Raw genomic sequence first — 19,623 nt, 5'->3', positions numbered from 1 at the left:
CTGTACCGCACCGCCAGGGTTTCAGAAACGCCACTGCTTGTCAGTGGCGTTTTTGTTTGTGCAGCAGGTCCAATCGTCAGGCTGGCGAATTGGTTGTGATTGCATAAGATACACACATACTCCGTTTTCCTATCAGGTGCTCCGTTCTGCATGGCAGGTCGTATTCCACAGTCTTTTATTGATGAACTGCTTTCCCGGGTCGACGTTGTCGACGTGGTGGACAGTCGCGTCAAGCTGAAAAAGGCCGGGAAAAACTACTCCGCCTGCTGCCCGTTTCACAACGAGAACACGCCCTCCTTCACCGTCAGCCGCGACAAACAGTTTTACTACTGCTTCGGCTGCGGAGCGACCGGCAGTGCGCTCAAGTTCGTGATGGAATTTGACGGTCTGAGTTTCCCTGATGCGGTCGAGAAACTGGCCGACGCCAGTGGCCTTGAAGTACCGCGGGAGCAACAAAGCCGCCAGCAAATCGAACAACAAAAGGAGCAGGAGCCGCTCTACACCCGTATGCAGGAATCGGCAGACTTCTTCATGCGCCAGCTGCGCAGCAGCGACTCCCGTCAGAAAGCCGTGGACTACCTCAAGGGCCGTGGCTTATCAGGCAGGGCCGCCAAGTTTTTTGGCATTGGCTATGCGCCACCGGGCTGGGACAACCTGCAAAGCGAACTGGCCAGCGACAACGAGCGCAACAAGCAACTGGTGACGGCTGGCATGCTGATCGAAAAGGAAGATGGCCGCACCTACGACCGTTTCCGCGATCGCATCATGTTCCCCATCCGCGATGTTCGCGGCCGGGTGATTGCCTTTGGTGGCCGGGTTCTCGGTGACGAAAAACCCAAGTACCTGAACTCGCCGGAAACCCCCATCTTCCAGAAAAACCGCGAACTCTACGGTCTGTACGAAGCCCGCAAGATTCGCCAGAAGCTGACCCGCATTCTGATTGTGGAAGGCTACATGGACGTGGTGGCACTGGCCGAATACGGCATCCACTATGCCGTCGCCACGCTGGGCACCGCCACCAGTGAACACCACTTGCGGCGGCTGTTCCGCACTGTGCCGGAAATCATTTTCTGCTTCGACGGCGACCAGGCAGGACGCACCGCCGCAGCACGGGCAATGGAAACCGTACTGCCGGTGCTGGAAGACGGACTGCAGGCACGATTCCTGTTTCTGCCCGACGGCGAAGACCCGGACACCCTGGTGCGCCAGGAAGGCCGCGATGCCTTTGAGCAACGGCTGAACCAGTCCCGTCACTTGCCCGAGTTTCTGTTCGATCACCTGAAAGAACAAGTCGACTTCGACACCCTCGATGGCAAGGCCCGACTCGATCAGTTGGCCGCGCCGCTGATCAGCCGGATTCCCAAGGGCACCCTGCGTGACCTGATGGTGGCGGAACTGGAGCGCCAGATTGGTGTTCATAGCCGGGCCATGGACAAGCTGGCCGAACAGCCGGAGCCGCCACCAGCGGAACCGGAACACGGCCACAGCCCGGTGATGCCCGACTACCACACCGAGCAGCTACCGGCCGCCCAGTGGTATGCCCAGGACGAGGAAGCCAGCAGCAGCGAAGACACCGACGAACGTCTGGTGCCGATTGTGGAACGGGCGATACTGGCACTGATCAAACATCCGTCACTGGCCAGAGAGATCGCTCTGCCAGAGCTGGAAGCCCAAACCGACCGCGAGCGGTTGTTGTTGGAAATCATCCGCAAGCTGCAACACTCGCCGCAATCCAGCAGCGTTGGCTTGCTGATTCAATGGATAGGCACGCCCTACCACAGCGAATTGACGCAGTTGGCAAACGCCAACCACAGCAACATAAAACCTGTGTTAGCCGAAGTATCAATGGCCCTGAAACGACTGCAAAACCGCAGCTATGAGGCTGAATTCCAGCAACTGAAAGCCATGTTTGAACACTCGGAAACACGCAAGAAGATGAGCGACGACGACATTCGCAAGCTCAAGGAATATCAACGCCAACGGCGCGAATTTACCGCCGCCCGCGGCGATATTTACCTGAATAACCCCAGACAGCGTTAGCGCTAACACAGCCACCAACGCGATCTGAACAAAAATTATCCGGTTGGGCTTGAAAAACAGCAGACCGACCCAACATTAGAAAGACGTGCCAAAAGACGCCAGCAAGTAATCGGAAATCCGACTGTCTCAAATGCCAAAGTGACGCCAAGTGACCGTTATTGATCACAATTCAGGCGCATCCGCTTTGCTTGGGACTGGCCTAAAAGTAGCCAAAATTATATACTTCAGCGCTTTTCTTGCCACGCCTGATACCAACGGAACACAGGGCCCCTATGTCAGCGAATACCCACCAGTCCCGATTAAAAGAGCTCATTGCCAAAGGTAAAGAGCAAGGCTATCTCACCTACGCTCAGGTGAATGACCACCTGCCAGACGACATTGCCAACCCGGATCAGGTTGAAGACATCATTCGTATGATTAACGACATCGGTATTCCGGTGTCGGAAGTTGCTCCCGATGGCGAAGCACTGTTCATGAGCGATGCCGCCGACGAAGCCGCTGCTGAAGAAGCCGCTGCTGCGCTGGCCTCGGTAGAAAACGATGTTGGTCGCACCACTGACCCGGTCCGCATGTACATGCGTGAAATGGGTACCGTGGAACTGCTGACCCGTGAAGGCGAAATCGTGATCGCCAAGCGTATCGAAGAAGGTATCCGCGAAGTGATGTCCGCCCTGGCGTACTATCCGGGTGCCGTCGATACCATCATGACCGCCTTCCTCGAAGCCGAACAGGATCCGAACCGCATTGGCGACATCTTCAACGGCTTTATCGACCCGTCTGACGTTGACCCGGAGCCAGGTCCGCAAAGCGGCCCTGAAGCCGAAGCCGCCAAGGCAGAAGAATCCGACAGCGATGATTCTGACGACGATTCCGACGACGATGACGATGACGATGAAGCCGATTCCGGTATGGATCTGGTGGAAGTGACCCGTCGCTTCCAGGAAATGATCGATGCCAACATCGCCGCCAAGGAAGCCATCGAAGAACACGGTCGTGGCAGCCTCGAAGCTGAAAAATGCCTGATCTGGCTGGCCGAAATCTTTGCCCCGATCAAACTGTCGCCGAAATACTTCGACGCACTGGTCAGCAGCGCTCGCGAATCCCTCGACGCCATCCGCGTACAGGAACGTCAGATCATGACTCTGATGACCCGCAAATGCGGCATGGACCGTAAAGAGTTCATCAAGTACTTCCAGGGCAACGAAGGCAACCAGGACTGGATTGAAGGTCTGATTGCTTCCAACAAGCCGTACTCCAAAAAGCTGGAAACCTACAAGCTGGACATCTTCCGCTCACAGAAGAAGATCAAAGCCGTAGAAGACCGCACCAACCTCAGCATTGCCGAGATCAAGGAAGTAAACCGTCGCGTTTCCATCGGTGAAGCACGTGCTCGTCGTGCCAAGAAGGAAATGGTTGAGGCCAACCTGCGTCTGGTTATCTCCATCGCCAAGAAGTACACCAACCGTGGTCTGCAATTCCTCGATCTGATTCAGGAAGGCAACATCGGTCTGATGAAAGCGGTCGACAAGTTCGAATACCGTCGTGGTTACAAGTTCTCAACTTACGCCACCTGGTGGATTCGTCAGGCGATCACCCGTTCGATTGCAGACCAGGCACGTACCATCCGTATCCCGGTTCACATGATTGAGACCATCAACAAGTTGAACCGTATCTCTCGTCAGATGTTGCAGGAAATGGGTCGCGAACCTACCCCTGAAGAACTGGCAGAGCGTATGGAAATGCCGGAAGACAAGATCCGTAAGGTGCTGAAGATCGCCAAAGAGCCGATCTCCATGGAAACCCCAATCGGTGACGACGAAGATTCACATCTGGGCGACTTCATTGAAGATACCCAGTCCGAATCACCAATGGATACCGCCACCAACGACGGTCTGACCGAAGCCACTCGCTCCGTACTGGGCGGCCTGACGGCCCGTGAAGCCAAGGTACTGCGCATGCGTTTTGGTATCGACATGAACACTGACCACACGCTGGAAGAAGTGGGCAAGCAGTTCGACGTTACTCGTGAACGTATTCGTCAGATTGAAGCCAAGGCACTGCGCAAACTGCGTCACCCTAGCCGTTCTGACCACCTGCGTAGCTTCATCGACGAATAAGTCGACAGGCAACGCCCTGAAAAAGCCGCGACTCGTTCGCGGCTTTTTTGTGTCTGCCGTTTTGACAGCGACGTTATCCAACGCCTGATAGAACTGCTGATAGCACTGCTGACAAAAATGGATCACGAATTTTTCCGTTATCTATCAGAGCAGTAGCGTTGAAACCCCCAACTACGTATAATCGGCGGCGCTTTAAAGACGGAAGGATGCTGTCGCACTTTTTGTCGCTTCGCACTGCGGCGCAACGCCACAGAATGCGAACCAAGCAAGGGGCCTGTAGCTCAGTTGGTTAGAGCAGTCGACTCATAATCGATTGGTCCACGGTTCAAGTCCGTGCAGGCCCACCATTTTTCCCCCGCTTTGACACCACAGTGCCGGTTTTGACACCGTAAACCGTTACCGCGCACCTTGCCAACCCGGCTCTTCCATTGCCGACATCCGGCACTCCGCAATACAACTCAGAATCCTCGGGTCACGTTCTCTATTCGCCAAACAGACCATAAAGATACGCTGCTTGATGTCTTCCAAACCTTCCATCGGGATCATGCGGATCTTGTTTTCAAACACCGATTCCACCCGTTTGGGCAGCAAGGCATAACCCACACCGGCACTGACCATGCTGATTAACGAGAAAATATCGCTCACCTGAGTGACCACATTGGGGGTAAAGCCTGCCCGTTCAAACGCCATGTAGCTGTCCCGATAAGTGGCGAAACCCGGTGTCAGGGTGACAAAGGTATCGTTCTGCAAGGTCGATAAATTGATGCTGCTGGCATCCGCCAGCGAACTGTCGACAGGCACTGCCAACATCACCTGATCTTCAAATAACGGCAATGCAGTGTATTCCGGTTCCTGCGGAGCCTGCATCAATGACACCAGAATGGCGTCCAGTTCCAGCTCTCTCAGTTTGCGAAACAATACCTCGTTGGAGTCCAGCGTCAGCTCAATATTGAGATCGCCCCGGCGTAATTTCAGCCCGGCGATAAGATGCGGAACCGTGTTCAGGGTCAGAGAGTAAAGCGCGCCCAGTTTGAATTGGCTCGAAAAGAGGCCTGCGGTTTCGCGGGTCACTTTCACCGCGTCGTCCAGTCCGTGCAGCAATTGCTCTACCCGTTCTTCAAAAATCCGGGCGCTGGGAAGCGGTACTAACAGGCGTCCTTCCTGTCGAAACAACGGACATTTCAACGACTCTTCCAGCGAGTGAATGGCCCGGTGAACACTGACGCTGCTTAGCTTCAGCTGGTCTGCGGCACCGGCCAAAGTGCCGGTTTTCATAAACGCCAAAAAGATTTCCAGCTTCTTCAGCGTCAGGTTGTCATCGAGCATGTCGTTGTCCTTATTGTTCTGTGACTGCCATCCACAACTATTACTCTGACAGTAATGGTTGGTCAATCAGCTTGATTGATGCCCCCATTACCGCAGGCCTATCGTCGAAGAAAAATAACAACCAGAGGACGTTCCCATGCAGGCCTGTGCTGACAGCCACTCCCAGTGGTCGACTCGAAGAAGTGACACCCAACAACGCAAAGACAGCATCGCCGAGCTGGTCGACGGTGTGATCATCGACACCGGGGATATCTGCAAGGCGCTGGAGCGCCTGATCAAACCCGGCGACCGTGTGGTGCTGGAAGGCAACAACCAGAAACAGGCGGATTTTCTGTCGCGCTCACTGGGTAGCCTGAACCCCGACAAGGTGAATAACCTGCACATGCTGATGCCGAGCGTCGGCCGTCCAGAGCATCTGGACCTGTTTGAAAATGGCATTGCCCGCAAACTCGACTTCTCGTTCTCTGGTCCGCAAAGCCTGCGTATTGGCCAGCTGATGGAAGACGGCTTGTTGGAAGTCGGCGCGATTCATACCTACATCGAGCTGTACGCCCGCCTGTTTGTTGACCTGACCCCAAGAGTGGCACTACTGGCCGGTTTCACCGCCGACCGTGAAGGCAATATCTACACTGGCCCCAGCACCGAAGACACCCCGGCACTGGCCGAGGCCGCCGCTTTCCGCGATGGCATTGTGGTGTTTCAGGTGAACGAAATTGTCGACGACGTCAGCGACCTGCCTCGTGTTGATATTCCGGCCTCCTGGGTCGATTACGTGGTGCAGGCCGACCAGCCATTTTTCATTGAGCCCCTGTTTACCCGCGACCCACGGCTGATTACCGACCTGCATGTGCTGATGGGCATGATGGCGATTCGCGGCATTTACGAGCGCCACAAGGTGCAGTCGCTCAACCACGGCATCGGCTTCAATACCGCCGCCATCGAACTGCTGTTACCCACCTACGGCGAACAGCTGGGTCTGAAAGGCAAGATTTGCCGCCACTGGACGCTGAACCCGCACCCCACACTGATTCCGGCCATCGAGAGCGGCTGGGTCGAAAGCGTGCATTGCTTTGGCACCGAGCTGGGCATGGAAAACTACATTGCCGCCCGGCCGGATATTTTCTTCACCGGTAAAGACGGCTCACTGCGCTCCAACCGCGCCTTCTGTCAGCTGGCGGGCCAGTACGCCGTGGATATGTTCATCGGTTCGACCTTGCAGGTGGATCAGGACGGCAACTCTTCCACCGTTACCCGTGGTCGACTGGCGGGCTTCGGCGGCGCGCCAAACATGGGCCATGATCCCGGCGGCCGCCGTCACTCTTCTCCAGCCTGGCTGGACATGCGTCCGGACGATGCCTTGCTGACCAAAGGCCGCAAGCTGGTCGTTCAAATGGTCGAAACCTGGCAAGACAGCAGCAAGCCAACCCTGGTTGAAGAACTCGACGCTTTGGCCATGGCCCGCGATTACCAGATGCCACTGGCACCGGTGATGATTTACGCCAGCGACGTCACCCACGTGCTGACCGAAGAAGGCATTGCCTACGTCTACAAAGCCGAGTCTCTGGAGCAGCGCCGCGCCATGATCGCCGCCATTGCCGGTGTTACCCCAATGGGCCTGAAACAGGACCCGGCCGAAACCGCACGACTGCGCGCAGCCGGTCTGGTGGCCTATCCGGAAGACCTTGGCATTCGCCGCAGTGACGCCAAACGCAGCTTGCTGGCAGCGCAAAGCATCAGCGAGCTGGAACAGATGTCCGGCGGCCTGTACCACCCACCTGCCAAATTCCGGAGCTGGTAATCATGAACACATTGCAACGGAACAATCCGCGCCACATATCGGCTGCCAAGCCCAACCTCACACCCGATCAGCTGGGCCAATTGGCCTGCTGGGCACTGCACGAAGAAGCGGCGCTGGCACCCAAGCCAGCGCTGGTCGATAGCCGCGGAAACGGCGCTCACAGCGATATGCAGTTGTCGTTGATGCAGGCATCGGCCACCACTTTACAGCCCTGGTTTACCGCCATGGCAGAGTTACCTGAACGCTATCACGGGCTGGCTCTGCGAATGCAGCTTGGTGCATTAGGTCGTCAGGCAGAAGCCGACATGCTGCGCACCACCAACGGCATCAACACCCATCGTGGAGCCATCTGGGCGTTGGGGTTGCTGGTTTGCGCTGCTGCTCAAATAGACGCCCAAGCAGACGCCCAAGCAGACGCCCAAACGGACACTCAAACCAACGGGCATTCGCTCACCAGCACCTTGCAACACGCCGCGGCTTTGGCCCGGATCACCGACCCGGCTTTGCCGAAGTCTGACGCCAATCCCAGCAAAGGCCTGACCGCTTGCCGCCAATACAAGGTGACCGGAGCCCGCGAAGAAGCCCAGCAAGGCTTTCCACACATCCACCAGCTGGCCTTGCCTGAATTGCGCAACAGTCGCGCCAACGGAGAAACCGAAGACGTTGCTCGCCTGAATGCTCTGTTGGCGATCATGTCGTCACTGACCGACACCTGCGTGCTGTCCCGTGCAGGTATGGAAGGTCTGTTGGAAATGCAGCAAGGGGCCCGCGACATTCTTCAATGCGGAGGGTTTGGCAGTCGTGCTGGCAAGGCTCGCTTTGTTCGTTACGAACAACAATTGCAGGCCTTGCGGGCGTCCGCTGGTGGTGCTGCGGATTTACTGGCCGCCACCCTGCTGCTCGATCGTCTGTATCCACTGCATACAGATGCCCCATCGTCCCGTTTATCCAATGCCCGCGCAGTTTGGGCAACGACAGACCAACAATAACAAGGAGTCGTCATGGAAACCCTGCACATACAACTGCCTGCCACATCACAATCGCTGCAACGCGCACTGGTTGGCCAGGTGGGCTCCGGCGATCTGGAAGTGATGATCGAACCCACTCCGGGTTCGGACACGCTGGAGATCCACATCCAGACCTCTGTCAGCGGTGCCGAAGTGCGCTGGCGTCAACTGCTACAACAGATTGCCAACACCCGCAGTCTGCCCGCCATGCGGATGGATATTCACGATTTTGCCGCCACTCCGGGCGTCGTCCGTCTGCGACTGGAGCAAGCAATCGAACAGGCGTCAGGCCAGCAATACCACTCAGATCCGCAACACCACTCAGAGCAGGAGCAGTGAGATGAGCAGACAGACACAAGCCACTGCAGCCACAGGCTTTACCGACCTCAGCGCCCGCGACCGGGTTCGTAGCCTGCTGGACCCCGGCACCATGCATGAACTGCTGACACCGTTTGACCGCCAGACCTCCCCATGGCTGGAAAAACAGGGCGTTGTTCCCCAGTTTGATGATGGTGTGGTGATCGCCCGCGGCAAGATCGACGGCCAAAACACCCTGGTGGCCGCCATTGAAGGCAGCTTTCAGGGGGGCAGCCTCGGCGAAGTTGGCGGAGCCAAAATCGCTGGTGCGCTGGAATTGGCCATTGAGGAAAACCGCAACGGCAACCCCACCAGCGCTGTGCTGGTACTCGAAACCGGCGGCGTACGTCTGCAGGAAGCCAACCTCGGGCTGGCCGCCATTGCCGATATTCAATCCGCCATTGTTGAACTGCGCGCAATGCAGCCGGTGGTGGCGGTGATTACCGGCCCGGTTGGCTGCTTTGGTGGCATGTCGATCAGTGCTGGTCTGTGCAGCTACCTGATCATGACCCGCGAAGGCCGCCTGGGTCTGAATGGCCCACAGGTCATCGAGCAGGAAGCCGGTGTGAACGAATACGACTCCCGCGACCGCGGCCTGATCTGGGGCCTGACCGGTGGCGAGCAGCGTTTTCAGTGCGGTCTGATTGATCAGCTGGTATCTGGCAGCGTTGGCGATACCCGCAGCGCGGTTGTGCAGTGTCTGGCATCTGGCGTTCCGGCGGTGCATCCCAGCGAAGCCTGGCTGCAACACAAGGCGGCCCTGCAAGCTATCAACATGGATCAACCCATGACGCCCTCTTACGCCCGTCAGATTCTGCAACAAGGAGATGACCAATGAGTACTCTCATCAGTCCAAAAGGCCCGCAATGGTTTGAAGCACTGACCACACAGTGCCAGAGCGTCAGCACACCGATTGATTCTGTCCGCATAGCCGACGGTGAACTGGGCGCCCACAGCTGTCGTTTTTTGCTGGTGACCGCCAACCCGCAAGCGCACTTTCCACGGGCGCGTCGGGGAGAAGTCGGCCTGCAAGAAGGCATCGCCCTGGCCGAAGCCATTAACGATGTGATTGAACAAGACGCTCAGAGCGACAGCAAGCGCACGCTGGTCGCCATTGTCGATACCCCCAGCCAGGCCTACGGCCGCCGCGAAGAAGCCATGGGTATTCATCAGGCATTAGCAGCTTCGGTCAGTGCTTACGCCCGCGCCCGCCAGGCTGGTCATCCGGTCATTGCCCTGCTGGTAGGCAAAGCCATGTCTGGCGCGTTTCTGGCGCATGGTTATCAGGCCGACCGTATCCTTACCCTCGCCAATGACGACGTGATGGTACACGCCATGGGCAAAGCCGCTGCGGCCCGCATCACCATGCGTACCGAAGACGAGCTGGACCTACTGGCCCGTTCGGTGCCGCCAATGGCCTACGACCTGCAAAGCTATGCCTCGCTTGGATTGGTAGACACCATGCTGGAATTAAGCCCGGCGAGCAGCGATTCAGACGTAAACGAACCACCGGGTGAACTGGATACCAGTCTGGTGGAGCAGGCTCTGCGCACCGCACAAGCCGACATCCTCAAGCAGCCTCGTGGTTTGAGCCGTCGTTTACACGGCCAAAACCGTCAGGCCTCGCTGCGGGTGCGCCAGATGCTGGCCGAGCAATGGAACGCCGGAGCGTAACCATGAACCTTCACCCTCACGACCTGCTGCGGTTCGACATCTCCGGACTGCGCGCCATCAGCGCGCAGCAACCGCTGCCTGTTTGGCTGCCGTTTGATCGTCCATGCCAACACAGCCCTGCTACCACAAAAACCGCTGTGCAAACGGGTTGGGCGGTGGTGCGCCGGGCGCTGCATCGTGAGTGTGAACACACGGGCGCAAGCTTGATTCCGGTGGGGTTACGGGGTGCCAATAAACAGCAACGATATGCCGCCTGGTTGGAAGCCGGTGCGGTGCTGGAAAGCTGTACTCCCGAACAACTGGCAATCCCCGCACAACAACGCATGGTAACCAGTGCTCACCCGGTTTGGCAGGCCCTGCAAGGATTGGCCACCAGCCTGAATAATCTCAGCCACCAAAACAACAGCGCCAGCTGGGGCATCACCGGCAGCCTGGGGTTCGAGCTTGCCACCGGTATGGAGCAACTCACCAGCAGCAGCGATCTGGACCTGTTAATCCGTGCGCCACAGCTCTTGTCGCCTGCCCAGTTGCAGTCGCTGCACACGCTGTGCTGGCAACAGGCTTGCCGGGTCGATATCCAGATCGAAACGCCAGTAGGAGCATTTGCGCTGAAAGAGTGGCTGTCGGACAGCCACACGCTGCTGCTCAAAACTGCCACAGGGCCCGTACTGACGTCCGATCCATGGCAGCAAGTTCAACCCCAGAAACAGGCCCAGCCACAAATAACCGGCGAGAACACCAACACAACAACCCGGGGAGCCATCGCATGAGTCGCGTATTCAGCTTCCCCGGACAGGGTGCCCAGCGAGTTGGCATGTTGCAAACATTGCCCGGCAGTCCGCGGGTCAAACACCGCATCGACGAAGCCGAACAGGTTCTGGGTTGTCAACTGCACACGCTGGATAACCAGGACGCCTTTCAGCACACCCGCAATGTTCAGCTGGCCCTTACTATCAGCGGTGTGATCTGGGCCGAAACCCTGATTGAACGGGGTATTCAGCCAGATTACGTGCAAGGGCTGTCGATCGGCGCCTACCCCGCTGCGGTGATTGCCGGTGTACTGGAATTTACCGACGCCCTGACACTGGTATCCCTGCGCGGCAACCTGATGCAGCAGGCCTACCCCGATGGCTACGGCATGACCGCCTTGCTGAACACCCACCAGCAAACGCTGGAGCACGTGCTACAGCAACAACGGCAAGCTGGCGACGATGTGTATCTGGCCAATCTGAATTCCGACAGCCAGTTTGTGATTGCCGGTGCTCACACCGCCATGGAACGAACCGTGAGCTTGCTGAAACAAGGTGGCCACTGCAGCAGTCGACGACTGGACGTCACCGTGCCTTCTCATTGCGACTTGTTGATTCCGCAGGCCGAACAACTGCAACAGGCCCTGTCCACCGTCGCCATGAACCGGCCATCGATCCGTTACCTCAGTGCTGCCCGTGCCCGGCTGCTGCCCACCGCAGACGCCATTCGCCACGATCTGGCCTGGAACATGGCCTCGCAGGTGCATTGGCACGACTGCAATAGCCTGTTGGCAGAACGTGGCGTCACCAGTGTGTTTGAAATGCCCCCCGGCGGCACCTTGACCCCATTGAGCCGACGGGCAATGGCGCAGGCTCGCTGCCTCGCCGTTAACGACCATTCACTGGAGCATCTGGAGCAATTGGCCTGAACAAAAAACCAATAACAAACCAGCAGCAAGCGCTATGGACTTTCCACAGCATTGCATTCATACAGGGAGGAGTTGATTCATATTCGGCCCCAACAGGTCCGAGCCAAGAACAAAAAAATAACGACAAAAAAATAACAACAGTAAGAAAACAACCAGCAGTACACACAACCAATCAGTCACAACCAGTAATAAATTTAACAATATCTGGAGACGAACCATGATTATTTACGGTGTTGCACTCTTGTCCGTCTGCACCCTGACGGGCATCACCATAGGCCAGGTACTTGGCAAACTGATCGGCATTCCGGCCAACGTCGGCGGTGTCGGTATCGCCATGATCCTGCTGATTCTCGCTGGCAGCTACCTGCAAAAGCGCGGCTACCTCAACCTTAAAACCGAACAGGGCATTGAATTCTGGAGCGCCATCTACATTCCCGTCGTGGTTGCCATGGCGGCCAAGCAAAACGTGCTCGGCGCACTGACCGGCGGGCCAATGGCCATTACCGCTGGCGTCAGCGCCGTGGTACTCAGCTTTGCACTGGTACCAGTACTCGACCGTATGGGCGCAGACAAACAACAAGCCCCTGACGATGTGCCTGCCACAGGCCATAGCACCAACAATAACAACAACCATGCCCAAACCAGCACAGGTCAATGAGGTGAGCTATGTACGAATCCATGCTTGAAGTCAGCGCCAAATACAGCCTGGTGACGGGATTTGCCGTGATCGGTGCCACCATGTGGTTCTCTTACTGGGCCTCTGGCAAATTTACCAATGGCCGTGTTCATGGCTCGGCCATTGCCATCATGCTGGGTCTGTTTATGGCCTATCTGGGTGGTGTGTTCAGCGGCGGTCAGAAAGGCGTCGTCGATCTGCCGTTGCTGTCGGGGATCGGTATTCTTGGCGGCACCATGCTGCGGGATTTCGCCATTGTCGCCACCGGTTTCGGGGTCAATATTGAAGAGCTGAAACGGGCTGGCAGTGCCGGAGTCATGGCGCTGGTGATGGGGATTGTCACCTCATTTGTGGCCGGGGTCGGTATTGCCGCCGCGTTTGGTTATACCGACGCCGTCAGCATGACCACCATTGGTGCCGGTGCCATTACTTACATTGTAGGGCCAGTGACAGGGGCTGCCATTGGCGCGTCGTCCGAAGTCATGGCGCTATCGATTGCAGCTGGCCTGGTGAAGTCGATTCTGGTGATGATCGCCACGCCGTTTGTGGCACCCTACATTGGCCTGAACAACTCCCGCACTGCGGTGATCTTTGGTGGCTTGATGGGGACTTCCAGCGGAGTTGCTGCCGGATTGGCGGCTACCGACCCCAAACTGGTGCCCTATGGCTGTCTGACCGCAGCATTCTATACCGCGTTAGGTTGCTTGCTGGGCCCCTCGTTGCTGTACATCGTGATCCGAGGCATCGCGGGCTGACCTCGTCAGCACTAACCTCGTCGTCAGTCAGTCGCCAGCCTCTCAGGTTGGCGAACTGACTGACGAAGAGCTGTACACATAGCCCAGCGGTTGATATGTCGTACTTGGCGCCAATTCGATCCTGTCATTCCATGCATCACTTTGCCCCATTGCCAGCCTTCCGATAGCGTTAGCCGAGTAACCAGATCGAGATATACCCATGAAAAAAACAAACATCGGTATTATTTTGATCGTCGACACGGCCGTTGAACGATCGTTAGAAACGCCTTCGAATTCCACATGTCCATCCGCCGGACTAGCCGCCCAACTGGAGCAGCTAAAAGCCATCGACGCACCGCTCTATGTGCTGTTCGCCCAATCCCGTTGGCAATCCAATTACCTGCTGGAATCCCTGCAGTGCCATTACGGTATTGCTCCATACAGCCGTTCAACGGCAGCCTTGCTGGCCTACGGTGCACATCAAAACCAGCACTGGCACGGCTGGGCCTTCTGCTTTTTGTCCAGTGGTGTTCAGGCTTCCGCAGTGGCAAGGTTGATTCACAGCCAGCAAACCAATGTGTTGGACGCTCCGCTGTTCAGCGCAGCATCGGTATTCACGGCAACGCCGGGGTTTTATCCTGCCGACGAGTTGGCAACTCAAATCTCTCCAACCGAGCCCTATGAGAGACAGCCCATGCTGTTTCCACGCCATTGCGGTTACGCCCTGATCACACAGCAGCCTGTGGGCGAGCTGGCTCATTCGGTCAGCCATGCTAATCGTCCGTATTCACAACCCCGACAATTGAGGCCTATTTACTCAAGAAGACTCGACTTAAAAATATCCGACTCAAAAACATCACAGCAGCAGACGGGGTGGCGACACTGACGGCAACCCAATCGACAGCTTTTGGCCATGACCGCTTTTGTCTATGATAGCCGCAGCAATATTGCCGCCGTCAGAGACCCCTATGTCTGAACAATCCTCGCAAACACGCCAACCTGAAGTCTGGATTGATGCCGACGCCATACCCGCAATCGTCCGCGAAGTGATTTGCAAAGCAGCAAACCGTACAGAAACACTGACATGGTTTGTGTCAAACCACCCGTTGCCACTGCCAAACTCTCCATGGATCAAAAAGCTGTCTGTCGCGTCCGGTTTTGACGTTGCCGACCACACCATCATTGAACGCTGTCAGGCGGGCGACCTGCTGGTGACGCAGGACATTCCTCTGGCTGCCGAGGCATTGGAAAAGGGGCTGGACGCCATCAATCCCCGCGGTGAACCCTACAGCCGGGAAACCATTAAACAGCGTCTGAATATGCGGGATTTCTACGAAACCATGCGCTCAAGCGGCATGCAAAGCGGTGGGCCATCGGCGTTTGATCAGCGCGACAAGCAGCAGTTTTCCAATTCTTTCGATCGTTGGCTAACGCGCAATCGCAAGCCGAGCTGAGTCAGTTTGGCGAATCGTCGTCCCAGTCCTCGGCCATCCAGTCGGATGCCGACGGATCGGATGCGTCTGACGTAGATTTGTCTGTTGCCGGGTCAGAGTTCTCCTGGTCAGAGTCCTCAAAGTCTCTGTCTTCCGGGTCTATGTCTTCCTGATAGCCATCCTCCTGATCACGCTCACCGCCGAACAGGCTCCACATCAGGTCTTTTTCATCTTCGTTCACATGGCTGCCAGCCAGCAACTCACGCATAACACAGACCCGATTGCGGCCACTTTCCTTGGCCCGGTACAACTCAGCGTCCGCACGCTCAATAAATTCGCTGACCTGTAAGCCCTCACCCTGCTCGATCATGGCAATGCCAATACTGGCCGTCACGGTGAAGGTTTGCTCCTGTTCGTAAAACGACAAACCGGCAATGTTTTCACGAATGCGCTCCGCTACCGGCCGGGCAGCCATCAACGACGTGGTCGGTAGCACAATTGCAAATTCTTCACCGCCGTAGCGGCATTGAATATCCAGCTTGCGAGTACTTTCCCGAATCACCCGAGCCGTGGCGACCAGTACCCGGTTGCCCGCTTCGTGGCCCCAGGTGTCGTTCACCTGCTTGAAGTGATCGAGATCGACCATCATCAGGCAGGTAGGTAAACCTGAACGCTCGGTGCGCTCGGTTTCACGATCAATGGCATCCAACAGGTAACGCACATTATTCAACTGCGTCAGAGGGTCGCGGATCACCTGCTGCCGAAGGGTGATTAATTCCTGCTGAAAACGGCACAACTGTGCCTCATCGCCACACAGCCAATCGGACTCCCGAGCGATCGTGCGATCAGGCATCGTTGAAGTATTTTCGCTGGATGAATCTCCGCAACCATGAGTCATAACAATGGCAATCCTGTGTTCCACCCAAGAAGTGTAGAACTTCTGGCACATTTTGCTTGTGGCAGTGATATCAGACGCCAGCAACAGAATACGAAGATTCCCACTGTCCGAAGAGGCCGATACACTGCCGGTCCAAGCGGAGAATACAATGACCACCCGACCAGAACTGCACAGCGGCGAACGCCAGCCAGACCGCAATTTCGACGACATTGCCGGCCGTTTTCGGCGCACCATTTATGACACCCCCAAAGGTCAGCTGCGACTGGCTGCCTTGCAGCAGGATTTTCAGGATCTGAAGATTCCACTACAGGGCAAACGGGTTCTCGACCTCGGTGGCGGCCAGGGGCAATTTGCCCTTCAACTGGCCAAGCAAGGCGCTGACATTCAGCTATGTGATCTGTCTGAAGAAATGATTCGCCATGCCCGCAGTGCCTTTAATGACGCCCAACAGCCTCTGCACGCAGTGTGTTGCCCATTGCAAGACGCCGGAGAACAGCTGCAAGGCCCGTTTGACCTGGTGATGAACCACGCGGTACTGGAATGGCTGGAAGCCCCATTGCAAGAACTGCCGACCATTACCCGGCATGTTCGCGACGGCGGCTGGCTGTCATTGATGTTTTACAACCTTCACGGCCATGAGTGGCGACAGCTGATGAATGGCCGCACCCACGCCCCACAAGGAGCAACCGACCGCTTACGCAAGGAAGGCAATGCGCCACAGCACCCGCTGGACCCACAGGCCGTAATGCAGGCATTGGAACAACAGGGCTTTGAGATTGTGCGCTGGCGCGGCATCCGTTGTATCCACGACCATATGCACCAGAAAATCCGTGAGCGTATTGGCCAACAAAGTGTGCAAGATGCCGATCTGGAATTTGGCCTGAAAGACCCCTATCGACTGTTAGGCCGCTATGTTCATGTGATGGCGCGCAAACCTTCATCCGCAGATTCTTCCGAGACCCACAGGAGCCAGCCATGAAACTGCTGGTTTCCGCCTGTTTACTGGGAGAACCCGTGCGGTATGACGGCAAAGCCAACGACAGCAAGGTTGCCTCGGTTCAGCAAATCATCAACCAGTGGCAACAACGCGGGTTGATTGTCCCTGTATGCCCGGAGCTGATGGGAGGCCTGCCAACGCCACGACCAGCGGCCGAAATTACCGGAGGCAACGGTGCTGCTGTACTGGCTGGAGCCGCCCGCATCATCACCAACGACCAGCAGGACGTCACCGATGCCTTTGTAGAGGGCGCTCAACGAGCGCTGGACAGTGCCCGTCAGCACGGAGCAGTCGCAGCCTTGCTGGCAAGCCGCTCTCCGTCTTGTGGCTCGGATAGCACCTATGACGGCAGCTTCAGCGGCACGCTAACGCCCTATCAGGGAGCGACAGCCGCTTTGCTAACCGCCAACGGCATTCCCTGCTTTCCACCGGAACGATTCGACGAGCTGAAACAATGGTTCGAGGCAAAGCTGACTGACGCTTGAACAGCCGTTAGTTTTTTCGACAAGCCGGGTTCAACCACAGCTCGGCAATTTGACTACAAGCCAGTGGCCTGAAAACAGAACAAGGTCGGAAAATAATAAAGGGGATGGAACCAAGAAAGTAAGCTGACAACAGCGATAGAGCAGAAAGCCGTCTACTTGTCGGAGATTTTAGAGTTGCTTCAGTGTAGGGGGATACTTCAGACATATAACAAGAGGAATTTGAGTGGCGCGCTCGGGAGGATTCGAACCTCCGACCGCCTGGTTCGTAGCCAGGTACTCTATCCAGCTGAGCTACGAGCGCGCATCAAATTGTTCACGATATGTTCGCATTCAATGAGGTATTGAATGGCGCGCTCGGGAGGATTCGAACCTCCGACCGCCTGGTTCGTAGCCAGGTACTCTATCCAGCTGAGCTACGAGCGCGTATCGTGGGGCGCGTATTTTAGTGATAATTCTTAAAGAGTCAACACTTTTTTTACGCTATCTACCGGGGTAGAAAAAACGTGGCGGAGAGAGAGGGATTCGAACCCTCGATAGGGTATAAACCTATACACCCTTAGCAGGGGTGCGCCTTCAGCCACTCGGCCATCTCTCCTCAACACGGCGCGCATATTACCACGTTTTTTCGTCTTGCCAAGAGAAATTTATAAGAAAAACAAAAATTTAGTAGTTACCGTTCGGATCACCACCGTCTTTCTCTCGTTGGATACGTTGATAAATTTCCTCGCGATGCACAGCTACTTCTTTTGGTGCGTTAACACCAATACGTACCTGATTGCCTTTGACGCCCAGTACAGTCACTGTCACATCGTCACCGACCATCAATGTCTCGCCTACGCGACGGGTAAGAATAAGCATAGGGTTGCTCCTGAAATCCTGTTTATTAGTTCTAGGGTGCTATGGCGCTGAGCCCGTTCTCTTCATCTTTCAGTATTGACCATTGATCCTATCGTGGTCAGAAAAATCACCGAAAATTGAGAACTATTGGTTCTTAGGGGTCCTTCCTGACAGGAAGTTTCCCCCGTTTGTAAAAATCGAAGAGGCTCAGGAAGGAACCTGTGTCTCTTCTTCGGCGTCCAGGCCAAAAGCTGAGTGCAGAGCACGTACAGCCAACTCCAGATACTTCTCAGCAATCACCACAGAGATTTTGATCTCAGACGTGGTGATCGCAAGAATGTTGATGTTCTCGTCCGCCAGCACCTTGAACATTTTGCTGGCAACACCGGCATGGCTACGCATGCCCACGCCCACCATGGATACCTTGCAGATATCGTCGGTGCCGATCACGTGGCGAGCTTTCAGTTCTGCTCCGGTGTTTTCCAGAATGGTCCTGGCTTTGGCGTAGTCGTTGCGATGTACGGTAAAGGTAAAGTCGGTGGTGCCGTCTTCCGATACGTTCTGAACGATCATATCGACTTCAACGTTGGCGTCGCTGACAGGACCAAGAATCTTTGAGGCCACACCTGGTACATCCGGCACGCCCTTGATGGTCAGTTTGGCTTCGTCACGGTTAAAGGCGATGCCTGAGATAACTGGATTTTCCACGGAGCTGTTCTCCTCCATTGTGATCAGTGTGCCGTTGCCTTCCTTGAATGTGGAAAGCACGCGCAGAGGAACCTTGTATTTACCGGCAAATTCTACCGAGCGGATCTGCAATACCTTGGAGCCGAGGCTGGCCATTTCCAGCATTTCCTCGAACGTCACCTTATCCATCCGCTTGGCAGACGGAACAACGCGCGGGTCGGTGGTATACACACCATCCACATCGGTATAAATCTGACACTCGTCAGCACCCAGAGCAGCGGCCAACGCAACACCGGTTGTATCTGAGCCGCCACGGCCCAGCGTGGTGATGTTGTTGTCGTCATCAATGCCCTGGAAACCGGCAACAATCACCACACCGCCAGCGTCCAACTGTTCACGCATGGAAACCGTGTCGATGTCTTCGATGCGGGCCTTCATAAAGGAGCTGTCGGTTTTAATGCCTACCTGCCAGCCAGTGTAGGAACGGGCGTTAACGCCGCGCTTTTGCAAGGCCATGGCCAACAAGGCAATGGTGACCTGCTCGCCGGTAGACACCAGCACATCCATTTCACGCGGTGTCGGGTTATCAGAAATTGCATTGGCCAAACCGATCAAGCGGTTGGTTTCGCCGCTCATCGCCGAGACCGTTACGACCACCTGATGGCCTGCGTCCTGGAAGGATTTCACCTTGTCGGCAACCGCTTCGATACGTTCTACCGTACCGACCGATGTGCCGCCGTATTTCTGAACAAAAAGTGCCATGATGTAACAGCCGAATTTGACTAATTGAAAAGTGTCAGGGGCCCTCTGAAAAACCCGGTGCCCGCTCTGGATGACAGGGCGACGCTGAATCACGAAGCGGATTTGCAGGCCTCGCGC

At 56.2% G+C, this 19,623-nt stretch carries 19 protein-coding genes and 4 tRNA genes; 16 read left to right on the top strand and 7 right to left on the bottom strand.

Going from position 1 to position 19,623, the window contains the following annotated elements:
• Positions 1–150 precede the first annotated feature (150 nt).
• The 3 genes from dnaG to ACXADJ_RS00735 all read left to right on the top strand — a co-directional run bounded on the left by dnaG (position 151) and on the right by ACXADJ_RS00735 (position 4,504).
• Positions 151–2,040: a DNA primase gene (gene dnaG / locus ACXADJ_RS00745; RefSeq protein WP_475061984.1), complete on the top strand. Its 1,890-nt coding sequence runs from the start codon at positions 151–153 to the stop codon at positions 2,038–2,040.
• A gap of 272 nt (positions 2,041–2,312) precedes the next feature.
• A complete protein-coding gene (gene rpoD / locus ACXADJ_RS00740) occupies positions 2,313–4,157 on the top strand; it encodes an RNA polymerase sigma factor RpoD (protein WP_475061982.1) in 1,845 nt (614 codons plus the stop codon).
• Positions 4,158–4,427: 270 nt separating this feature from the next.
• A tRNA-Ile gene (locus ACXADJ_RS00735) sits at positions 4,428–4,504 on the top strand.
• Between the two features lie 49 nt (positions 4,505–4,553).
• On the opposite strand, the gene ACXADJ_RS00730 is transcribed toward ACXADJ_RS00735, so the two are convergent.
• On the bottom strand, positions 4,554–5,483 hold the full coding sequence (locus ACXADJ_RS00730) for a LysR family transcriptional regulator (protein WP_475061980.1): 930 nt from the start codon (positions 5,481–5,483) through the stop codon (positions 4,554–4,556).
• A gap of 136 nt (positions 5,484–5,619) precedes the next feature.
• On the opposite strand from ACXADJ_RS00730, the gene mdcA reads away from it, so the two are divergent.
• From mdcA to ACXADJ_RS00675, 11 genes are all read left to right on the top strand, one after another.
• Positions 5,620–7,281, top strand: coding sequence for a malonate decarboxylase subunit alpha (mdcA, locus tag ACXADJ_RS00725; protein ID WP_475061978.1), 1,662 nt, complete (start codon positions 5,620–5,622; stop codon positions 7,279–7,281).
• Between the two features lie 2 nt (positions 7,282–7,283).
• The gene (locus tag ACXADJ_RS00720; RefSeq protein WP_475061976.1) at positions 7,284–8,270 is read left to right on the top strand and encodes a triphosphoribosyl-dephospho-CoA synthase; all 987 of its coding nucleotides are present in this window, start codon (positions 7,284–7,286) and stop codon (positions 8,268–8,270) included.
• A gap of 12 nt (positions 8,271–8,282) precedes the next feature.
• Positions 8,283–8,627: a malonate decarboxylase acyl carrier protein gene (mdcC, locus tag ACXADJ_RS00715; RefSeq protein WP_475061974.1), complete on the top strand. Its 345-nt coding sequence runs from the start codon at positions 8,283–8,285 to the stop codon at positions 8,625–8,627.
• 1 nt (position 8,628) lies between these two features.
• Positions 8,629–9,483: a biotin-independent malonate decarboxylase subunit beta gene (locus tag ACXADJ_RS00710; RefSeq protein WP_475061972.1), complete on the top strand. Its 855-nt coding sequence runs from the start codon at positions 8,629–8,631 to the stop codon at positions 9,481–9,483.
• Positions 9,480–10,319, top strand: coding sequence for a biotin-independent malonate decarboxylase subunit gamma (gene mdcE, locus ACXADJ_RS00705; protein ID WP_475061970.1), 840 nt, complete (start codon positions 9,480–9,482; stop codon positions 10,317–10,319). The genes ACXADJ_RS00710 and mdcE overlap by 4 nt, the downstream gene beginning before the upstream one ends.
• Positions 10,320–10,321: 2 nt before the next feature.
• Entirely contained in the window at positions 10,322–11,089 is a 768-nt protein-coding gene (locus tag ACXADJ_RS00700; RefSeq protein WP_475061968.1) for a malonate decarboxylase holo-ACP synthase, read from the top strand.
• A complete protein-coding gene (locus ACXADJ_RS00695; RefSeq protein WP_475061966.1) occupies positions 11,086–11,997 on the top strand; it encodes an ACP S-malonyltransferase in 912 nt (303 codons plus the stop codon). Before ACXADJ_RS00700 ends, ACXADJ_RS00695 begins: the two co-directional genes overlap by 4 nt.
• Before the next feature lie 217 nt (positions 11,998–12,214).
• Entirely contained in the window at positions 12,215–12,655 is a 441-nt protein-coding gene (gene madL, locus ACXADJ_RS00690; protein ID WP_475061964.1) for a malonate transporter subunit MadL, read from the top strand.
• An 8-nt stretch (positions 12,656–12,663) separates the two neighbouring features.
• Complete coding sequence (gene madM, locus ACXADJ_RS00685; RefSeq protein ID WP_028294965.1) at positions 12,664–13,428, top strand: malonate transporter subunit MadM; 765 nt, start codon at positions 12,664–12,666, stop codon at positions 13,426–13,428.
• A 199-nt stretch (positions 13,429–13,627) separates the two neighbouring features.
• Entirely contained in the window at positions 13,628–14,293 is a 666-nt protein-coding gene (locus ACXADJ_RS00680) for a hypothetical protein (protein WP_475061961.1), read from the top strand.
• 82 nt (positions 14,294–14,375) lie between these two features.
• Positions 14,376–14,861 carry a YaiI/YqxD family protein gene (locus ACXADJ_RS00675; RefSeq protein WP_475061959.1) on the top strand — a complete coding sequence of 162 codons (486 nt, stop codon included), beginning with the start codon at positions 14,376–14,378 and terminating at the stop codon, positions 14,859–14,861.
• Position 14,862: 1 nt separating this feature from the next.
• Here ACXADJ_RS00675 and ACXADJ_RS00670 read toward each other — a convergent pair whose 3' ends face one another.
• A complete protein-coding gene (locus tag ACXADJ_RS00670) occupies positions 14,863–15,693 on the bottom strand; it encodes a GGDEF domain-containing protein (protein ID WP_475061957.1) in 831 nt (276 codons plus the stop codon).
• 193 nt (positions 15,694–15,886) lie between these two features.
• Between ACXADJ_RS00670 and ACXADJ_RS00665 the strand changes: the two genes are divergently transcribed.
• Both ACXADJ_RS00665 and ACXADJ_RS00660 read left to right on the top strand, forming a co-directional pair.
• The gene (locus tag ACXADJ_RS00665) at positions 15,887–16,717 is read left to right on the top strand and encodes a methyltransferase domain-containing protein (RefSeq protein WP_475061955.1); all 831 of its coding nucleotides are present in this window, start codon (positions 15,887–15,889) and stop codon (positions 16,715–16,717) included.
• The gene (locus ACXADJ_RS00660; protein ID WP_475061954.1) at positions 16,714–17,220 is read left to right on the top strand and encodes a 2-thiouracil desulfurase family protein; all 507 of its coding nucleotides are present in this window, start codon (positions 16,714–16,716) and stop codon (positions 17,218–17,220) included. The genes ACXADJ_RS00665 and ACXADJ_RS00660 overlap by 4 nt, the downstream gene beginning before the upstream one ends.
• A gap of 224 nt (positions 17,221–17,444) precedes the next feature.
• Here ACXADJ_RS00660 and ACXADJ_RS00655 read toward each other — a convergent pair.
• The 5 genes from ACXADJ_RS00655 to ACXADJ_RS00635 form a co-directional block, all read right to left on the bottom strand.
• A tRNA-Arg gene (locus ACXADJ_RS00655) sits at positions 17,445–17,521 on the bottom strand.
• A 45-nt stretch (positions 17,522–17,566) separates the two neighbouring features.
• Positions 17,567–17,643: transfer RNA gene (locus ACXADJ_RS00650), tRNA-Arg, on the bottom strand.
• An 81-nt stretch (positions 17,644–17,724) separates the two neighbouring features.
• Positions 17,725–17,815: transfer RNA gene (locus ACXADJ_RS00645), tRNA-Ser, on the bottom strand.
• A gap of 68 nt (positions 17,816–17,883) precedes the next feature.
• Positions 17,884–18,078, bottom strand: coding sequence for a carbon storage regulator CsrA (gene csrA / locus ACXADJ_RS00640; RefSeq protein WP_028294960.1), 195 nt, complete (start codon positions 18,076–18,078; stop codon positions 17,884–17,886).
• Positions 18,079–18,264: 186 nt separating this feature from the next.
• Positions 18,265–19,506, bottom strand: coding sequence for an aspartate kinase (locus tag ACXADJ_RS00635; RefSeq protein WP_475061951.1), 1,242 nt, complete (start codon positions 19,504–19,506; stop codon positions 18,265–18,267).
• Positions 19,507–19,623 lie beyond the last annotated feature (117 nt).

The organism is Oceanobacter sp. ABM4_470, assembly GCF_056158645.1.
This window is presented reverse-complemented; position numbering and strand designations above follow the sequence as displayed.